This is a genomic window from Pseudoalteromonas sp. APC 3224, assembly GCF_030407535.1.
Taxonomy (GTDB): domain Bacteria; phylum Pseudomonadota; class Gammaproteobacteria; order Enterobacterales; family Alteromonadaceae; genus Pseudoalteromonas.
The window spans coordinates 10615-18833 of sequence record NZ_JASDDF010000017.1; the positions used below are offsets into that span (position 1 = coordinate 10615).

Annotated in this window: 7 protein-coding genes; all 7 read left to right on the forward strand. The window is 41.8% G+C overall.

What is annotated here, in order from left to right; all coding sequences use genetic code 11:
- Positions 1-2058: FimV/HubP family polar landmark protein (locus tag QL989_RS09660; protein WP_290170089.1), on the forward strand; the 2058-nt coding region annotated here is incomplete at its 5' end.
- Between the two features lie 169 nt (positions 2059-2227).
- On the forward strand, positions 2228-3022 hold the full coding sequence (gene truA / locus QL989_RS09665) for a tRNA pseudouridine(38-40) synthase TruA (RefSeq protein WP_290170091.1): 795 nt from the start codon (positions 2228-2230) through the stop codon (positions 3020-3022).
- A gap of 163 nt (positions 3023-3185) precedes the next feature.
- Positions 3186-4061, forward strand: coding sequence for an acetyl-CoA carboxylase, carboxyltransferase subunit beta (gene accD / locus QL989_RS09670; protein WP_008111068.1), 876 nt, complete (start codon positions 3186-3188; stop codon positions 4059-4061).
- Positions 4062-4086: 25 nt separating this feature from the next.
- Positions 4087-5352: a bifunctional tetrahydrofolate synthase/dihydrofolate synthase gene (folC, locus tag QL989_RS09675; RefSeq protein WP_290170093.1), complete on the forward strand. Its 1266-nt coding sequence runs from the start codon at positions 4087-4089 to the stop codon at positions 5350-5352.
- A gap of 11 nt (positions 5353-5363) precedes the next feature.
- Positions 5364-5990, forward strand: a complete 627-nt coding sequence (locus QL989_RS09680; protein WP_290170095.1) for an SPOR domain-containing protein — start codon at positions 5364-5366, stop codon at positions 5988-5990.
- 209 nt (positions 5991-6199) lie between these two features.
- Entirely contained in the window at positions 6200-6694 is a 495-nt protein-coding gene (locus QL989_RS09685; RefSeq protein ID WP_076919200.1) for a CvpA family protein, read from the forward strand.
- Between the two features lie 18 nt (positions 6695-6712).
- A partial coding sequence (gene purF / locus QL989_RS09690; RefSeq protein WP_290170098.1) for an amidophosphoribosyltransferase occupies positions 6713-8219 on the forward strand: 1507 nt, incomplete at its 3' end.

The window sequence follows — 8219 nt, forward strand, 5'->3', positions numbered from 1 at the left end:
GATTATGTAGAAGCACCTGATTGGTCAGTCGATGGCTTAGACGAGCAACCTGAACCAGAAGCTGAGCTTGAACTTGAAGTCGAGCCTGAGCTTGAAGCCGAACCTGAGCTTGAAGCAGAACCTGAGCTTGAAGCAGAACCTGAGCTTGAAGCAGAACCTGAACTTGAAGTAGAGCCTGAGCTTGAAGCCGAACCTGAGCTTGAAGCAGAACCTGAACTTGAAGCAGAGCCTGAACTTGAAGTAGAGCTAGAACTTGAAGCAGAGCCTAATGTCGGATCAGAAGATGATTTTACCGATACGTCTTCTAATTTACTCGATCCAGAAGACGCGCTTGATGAGTACAACAATGAAAACCTTGATAGCGTTGATGATTTACTGAGTGAGTTAGAACAAACAAGTGATGATTATGTAGAAGCACCTGATTGGTCAGTCGATGGCTTAGACGAGCAACCTGAACCAGAAGCTGAGCTTGAACTTGAAGCAGAGCCTGAGCTTGAAGCAGAGCCTGAACTTGAAGCCGAACCTGAGCTTGAAGCCGAGCCTGAGCTTGAAGCCGAGCCTGAGCTTGAAGCAGAACCTGAACTTGAAGCAGAGCCTGAACTTGAAGCAGAGCCTGAGCTTGAAGTAGAACCAGAGCTTGAAGTAGAACCTGAGCTTGAAGCAGAACCTGAACTTGAAGCAGAGCCTGAACTTGAAGTAGAGCCTGAGCTTGAAGTAGAACCAGAGCTTGAAGTAGAACCAGAGCTTGAAGTAGAGCCTGAACTGGAAGCAGAGCCTGATGTTGGATCAGAAGATGATTTTACCGATACTTCTTCTACTTTACTCGACCCAGAAGATGCGCTTGACGAATACAACGATGAAAACTTCAAAAGTGTCGATGAGCTTTTAAGTGAGTTTGAGCAAACAGGCGATGAGGATGAACACGTACCTGATTGGTCAATGGATGACTTAGACGAGGATCTTGATGAAGAGGAAATTGATTTAGGCGATGACCCGCTTGCTGGCGATATCCAAAGCAACGATTTATCGACAGAAGACGATGAGCTATATGAGCCTGAAATAATCACCCCAAGTGAAGAACTTGAGGAGTATCCTGAGTTAGAGCTTGATGATGAACTGCCTTTATCAGATGAGGAGCAACAATCACTAACTCCAGAAGAGCTACAAGGTGATAATTTAGATGGTGATGCCACAGGCATGTCACCCAGCCAAGCAGAGCAAGATCTCGCTAATGCTCTATCAGCAGGTAACGATCTCGATAGCCTAGAAGATGATTTTGATGATGAGCTGTTACTTAACAATGAGTTTTCAGAGTTAGATATAGAGCAAGCTTTAGATAATGATATTTCAGAGTCTGCAGATCTGACTGAACAAGCTGCAGATGAGCAAGCTGTTAGCTCTAAAGATGATTTTGACGATGATCAACTTGATGCGTTAACAGAGTCAGCTGAATTTACCGATCAGCAAACAAATGCTGATCGAGAAGCTGATTTAACGCAAACGTCAGTACCGTCAGAATCAGAAATGATTTCAGATGATGAACTAGATGATGAGTTCATGGCTGATTTAACACAAACAGATTTTGATTCATTACTGAATGAGTTGGCTGAACCTGATGATGTTGATTTAAGCGACAGCAGTGAATTCGATGTTGATTTTAATAGCTTACTTAATGAAGATTTAGCTGATGATAAAGCACCATTGTTGCAAGAGCCCATTGAGCAACCTGAGGTTACTGAGCCATTAGATCAAGATGACTTTGTTGATATTGATGCATTACTAGAGCAAAGTGATGATGCGGATATAGATCACGAACCCTACACCGACGTCGATATGGATGTTGGTTTGGGTGACTACGATTCATTACTTGCTGGTGATAACCCTATGGATGTTGATACTCAAAGTGGTGGTTACTCGGCAAAGCTTGATCTTGCTCACGCATATATAGAGATAGATGATGCTGACTCGGCAGTTAAAATTTTAGATGAGATTATTAATAATGGCCCAGACGATGTGCAAGAAGAAGCACAAAATCTAAAAGCTAAGCTGAAAAACTAACAATAGCTAATCCTGAAAAGGATATCTGAGCTGTAAAACCCGTTATTGGTTAACACTAATAACGGGTTTTTTGTATCGCATAGTTAGGAACCTTAGTTCGCTGCTTTTATTGGAACGCCATATAGCATAAAATGCAGCGTCGATTAGCACAGTAGGTAAAGCAGTAATTATGCGAGTAGCACTTGGAGTAGAATACAACGGCGCGCGTTACAGTGGTTGGCAGCGTCAATCTCATGTAAATAGCGTACAACAAGAAGTAGAAAAAGCGTTGTCGCGCATTTGTAATCATCCGGTTGAAATTGTATGTGCAGGGCGCACCGATGCCGGCGTGCATGGCACTGGTCAAGTTGTGCATTTTGATACCCATGCTGATCGTGAAATGGTGGCCTTTACATTAGGCATGAATACCTTATTACCAAAAGACATTGCTATTCGTTTTGCCCAGCCTGTGGTTGAAGACTTTCATGCTCGCTTTAGTGCAACTGCTCGTCGTTATCGTTATGTGATTTATAATTATGCGTTTCGTGGTGCGGTATTAAATGAAGGTGTTACCCATTTTCATCATCCTTTAGATGAAGTGAAAATGCAGCAGGCTTGCCAATATTTATTAGGTGAGCACGATTTCACCTCGTTTAGAGCGCTTCACTGCCAAGCTAATACGGCAACGCGAACGATTCATCATTTATCGGTACAGCGCCAAGGTGCTTATGTCATTATTGATATTAAAGCCAATGCGTTTTTGCATCATATGGTACGTAATATTACCGGGTGTTTAATGGATATCGGTTTACATAAACATGAACCAATTTGGTTAAAAGAGTTGCTAGATGTTAAAGAGCGTGCCAAAGCGAGCGCCACAGCAAAAGCGGCGGGTTTATATTTAGTAGATGTTGATTACCCAGAACACTTTAATATTCCTAGAACGCCGTTGGGGCCATTGTTTTTAGCCGATACCGATATTTAAAAGGTAATCAGGTGGTTATTTTTATACGCTATTATTCGTAGGGCTAACTACTAAGACCAGTTTTTTATACCGTGATAGCGTAATTCATGTTTTAATTGGAAAAATTTGTTTGCATGGTTAACATGTAGACTCGCGACACAGAACAGCATTAAGAGAGTTGCAAATGAGTTGGCTAGAAAAAATCTTACCAAAAACGACTAAATCTTCAGGTCGTAAAGAAATTCCAGAAGGTGTATGGGCTAAATGTACGTCATGTGATTCAATTTTATATAAAGCAGAATTAGAAAAATCACTAAATGTATGCCCTAAGTGCGACCATCATATGCGTGTTAGTGGTCGTAAGCGTCTTGAACAATTTTTAGATGACGGTGACCGTCATGAATTAGGCGCTCAACACGAACCCAAAGATGTGCTTAAATTTAGAGACTCTAAAAAATACTCAGATCGTATTAATGCAGCTCAAAAGTCAAGCGGTGAAAAAGACGCACTGGTTGCAATGAAAGGAAACCTAAAAGGTATTCCGGTTGCTGCAGTTGCATTTGAATTCTCATTTATGGGTGGCTCAATGGCATCGGTTGTAGGTGCTCGCTTTGTTGATGCGGTTGACCAATGTTTAGAGCATAATATGCCGCTGATTTGTTTTTCTGCATCGGGCGGCGCGCGTATGCAAGAGGCGCTAATGTCACTTATGCAAATGGCTAAAACCAGTGCCGCACTTGCTAAAATGACCGAAAAAGGCCTACCGTTCATCTCGGTAATGACTGATCCAACAATGGGTGGTGTATCAGCATCATTGGCAATGCTTGGTGATATTAATGTTGCAGAGCCTAAAGCTTTGATTGGTTTTGCCGGTCCGCGTGTTATTGAACAAACCGTGCGTGAAACACTACCTGAGGGTTTCCAACGCAGTGAGTTTTTATTAGAGCACGGCGCAATCGACATGATAATTGACCGTCGAGAAATGCGTGATACGCTTGCACGTATCTTAGCAAAATTTATGAACTTGCCTTCTACGGAACAAGAGCATAGAGTAGCGTAAATTTCAGCTTTACTGATTACATGCTATGACAAAAACAATTCCTAGCCAATCATCAAGCCTTGATGATTGGCTTTGTTATTTAGAGAGTGTTCACCCTGCTAATATAGAAATGGGCTTAGAGCGCGTTGCTCGTGTTGCTAACAACATAGAGCTTTTAACTTCCTCAAGTAAAATCATTCTTATTGCAGGCACCAATGGCAAAGGAACAACGGCACGTTGTTTAGAGTCATTATTATTAGCCCAGGGTTATTGTGTTGGCACCTATGCTTCACCTCATTTAGTTCGCTACAATGAACGTGTACGTGTTAATGGCGCTGAGCTTGACGATCAATACCATGTCGATGCGTTTAATTTACTAGAGCAAGGACGTGGTGACACACCATTAACCTATTTTGAATATGGCACCTTAGGCGCGTTGGCAATATTTAAACGCTTAGAAGTTGACTACGTGTTGTTAGAGGTCGGTTTGGGCGGGCGTTTTGACGCGACTAATATTGTTACCCCATTTGCCAGTGTGATCACCACCATCGATTTAGATCATAAAGAATATTTAGGTGATACCCGTGAGCTAGTGGCTTATGACAAGGCGGGAATTTTTAGAGAGAGTACTCCGGCAATTATTGGGGATTTAAATATTCCGTATACAATGACCGATTATGGCAAAGAAATTAACGCTAATATGGTGCTATCGGGTAGCGACTTTATTTTTAAAGAGTATGCGCAGAGTTTTAGTTGGCAATTTAAAGCACATAAACTCGAGTTACCTAAACCGGCCATCCCGTGTCAAAATGTGGCCACTGCGTTAACGACCTTGTCGGTGCTAGATTTATTACCAAGTGATGAAGTGATAACTCAGTGCATAGCTAACTTAGTGGTAGAAGGGCGCTTTCAACAATTAAGTGAGTCGCCATTAGTGTACACCGATGTGGCACATAACCCTGAATCGGCACGTTATTTAGCAACTAAGTTAGCAAGCTATAAAGATAAAGGCTTTAAAATTCATGCATTAGCCGCTATGCTTGCTGATAAAGATAAAGTCGGTGTGCTTAAAGAAGTGGCTGATGTGGTAGATGAATGGTCTTTAGCGAGCTTAGACGGCCCGCGTGGCGATAGTGCCGCCCATCTTCAACAGGCGCTTTCAAGTATACCCAATAGTCATTTTAAACAGGGTTATAGCAACGTAGAGGTAGCATTGGATGCTATTTTGCCAAGCCAGCCAAGTAATACACTATTGATTGTATTTGGCTCATTTTTTACCGTTGCTGGCGCTATTCATTACTTTAAAAAATAGAGAGGATGTCGGTGAACTCAGGTTTTATTAATCGCTTAGTCGGAACAAGTATTGTGGTGATCGCAGCAATTGTGTTTATTCCCAATATACTCGATGGTGAAAAAGTGCACTATAAAGAAGGCTTTAAAGCGATTCCAGAACGCTCTGAGTTCAAGACCATTGATTTACAAGAATCAATTGATCAACAAGTGGCAAATGCAGAACCATTAAAAGAGGATGAAATTGAAGATATTCAGCCTGATGATGCTGCATTTGAGCAACAAAACAGCTCTGCTGAAACTGACGTTACTGCACACCCAACAATGGTTGAAGGGGTCATAGCCAATACAAAGCAAAGCACAGTCACTACCGGGCAAGATGATGCTACGCGTAATACCAATGAAAACTTAACAAGTATGGCGTATGTTATTCAGCTTGGTAGTTTTTCTCATGCGGCAAATGTAAAAGCGTTGCAGGCAAAGCTAAAAACGAAAGGTTTTAAAAGCTTTACTAGGCCAATTAAAACGCCAAATGGTACGTTAACTAAAGTATTTGTAGGGCCGTCATTAAGTAAAAATGAGCTGCAGTCCCAACTTCCCGCACTGAAAGAACTAACTAAACTAAACGGTAAAGTTACTCAATTTGAAGTGGCAAAATAACTTAGTCATTAATAGGTAAATGTGTTTATCAGCTGATATTACACATTTATCTATTCCCTGAACTATCCTCACTTCTAGCCTACATATTTCACGCTATTTTTTATCTAAAAACTGCATGTTTTTACTCATCTGCAATCTCACGCTTAAACTTGCATCACGAGGAGGTTTAGGTATAGAATGCGCCCAAAATTAGCGACTATTTGGTTCTTATGATCTGGGTTGATTACGCCATTCTTGGCATTATTGCACTCTCTACCATCATCGGTTTAATACGCGGCTTTGTTAAAGAAGCTATGTCATTAGCGGTATGGGCAGGGGCTTTCATCATCTCCAGCTTATTTTATCAATATTTAGCTTCCTTCCTAACATCCATTTCTGAACCCCTTTTAAGAAATGCGGCGGCCATTGCCATATTATTCTTTGCGACGCTATTGTTAGGCGGTTTACTAAACTATATTTTAGGTGAGCTTGTACAGCGAACCGGATTATCCGGCACAGACCGTGTTTTTGGTCTGGTGTTTGGTGCTCTTCGAGGCGTGTTGGTCGTGAGCGCGTTACTCTTCTTTCTTGATGCTTTTACTGGTGCGCCAAATACGCATTGGTGGGGCAACTCCATTTTGATTCCAGAATTTGGCTTTGTAGTTGAATGGTTCTTTTCGTACCTAGAAAACAACTCGAGCTTTTTAAATTCAGTAAACCGTTAATCGGCGAGGATAAATTACATGTGTGGTATCGTTGGAATAGTCGGAACATCGCCAGTTAATCAGGCGATTTATGATGGCTTAACCGTTTTGCAACACCGTGGCCAAGATGCTGCGGGTATCATAACTATTGAGAACAATACATTTAGCTTGCGCAAAGCAAATGGCCTAGTGAAAGATGTATTTCACACTCGTCATATGAAACGTTTGCAAGGCAACATTGGCATTGGCCATGTGCGCTACCCAACGGCGGGCTCTTCAAGTTCGTCAGAGGCTCAGCCGTTTTACGTGAACTCTCCTTTTGGTATAGCACTTGCCCATAATGGTAATTTAACCAATGCAGAGTCGTTAAAAGAGCAGTTATTTTCAGAGGCACGTCGCCATGTTAATACTACCTCTGATTCTGAGATTTTACTTAACATCATGGCACATGAGCTAAGTAAGTCAGACAAGCTTAAATTAGACCCTGAAGATATTTTTACCGCGGTTACTGAAGTTAACAATAAAGTGACGGGTGGTTATGCCACTATTGCCATGATTATCGGCCATGGTATTGTGGCGTTTCGCGATCCAAATGGTATTCGTCCTCTTGTATTTGGTAAACGTGAATCTGCTGCGGGTACTGAATATATGTTTGCCTCAGAAAGTGTGGCGTTAAAGCCAGATGGCTTTGAGTTTATCCGTGACGTTGCCCCAGGCGAAGCTATTTATGTGACGGAAAAAGGCGAGTTTCATTCTTTTGCCTGTGCGGATAAAGTGTCTTACTCACCGTGTATTTTTGAATTTGTTTACTTTGCGCGCCCGGATTCAACCATTGATCGTATGTCGGTTTATGCTGCACGTGTAAATATGGGGACTAAACTAGGCGAGAAAGTAGCACGTGAGTGGGCCGATAAAGACATTGATGTCGTTATTCCTATCCCAGAGACTTCGTGTGATATCGCTTTAGAAATGGCACGCGTGCTTGATTTACCTTATCGCCAAGGCTTTGTTAAAAACCGCTATATTGGTCGTACGTTCATTATGCCAGGCCAAGAGCTACGTAAAAAATCAGTACGTCAAAAACTTAATGCAATTGACCGTGAGTTTAAAGGTAAAAATGTCCTACTTGTTGATGATTCAATTGTACGTGGTACAACTTCAGCACAAATAGTTGAGATGGCACGCGAGTCTGGTGCTAAAAATGTTTACTTTGCGTCAGCTGCACCGGAAATACGCTTTCCAAATGTATACGGTATAGATATGCCATCGGCGGCTGAACTCATTGCACACGGCCGTGAGGTTGAAGATATTAACCAAAGCATTAGCTCTGATGGTTTAATCTTTCAATCATTAAGTGATTTAATTGCTGCAGTTAGCCAAGAAAACCCTGAAATCACTAAGTTTGAAACGTCAGTGTTTGATGGACAATACATTACTGGCGACGTTGATCAAGACTACCTAAATCGTATTGATAAGCTACGTAACGATTCTGCTAAAAGCACCCGCGAAAACGCGATGTCGTCTGGTTTAGAAATACATAACCAAG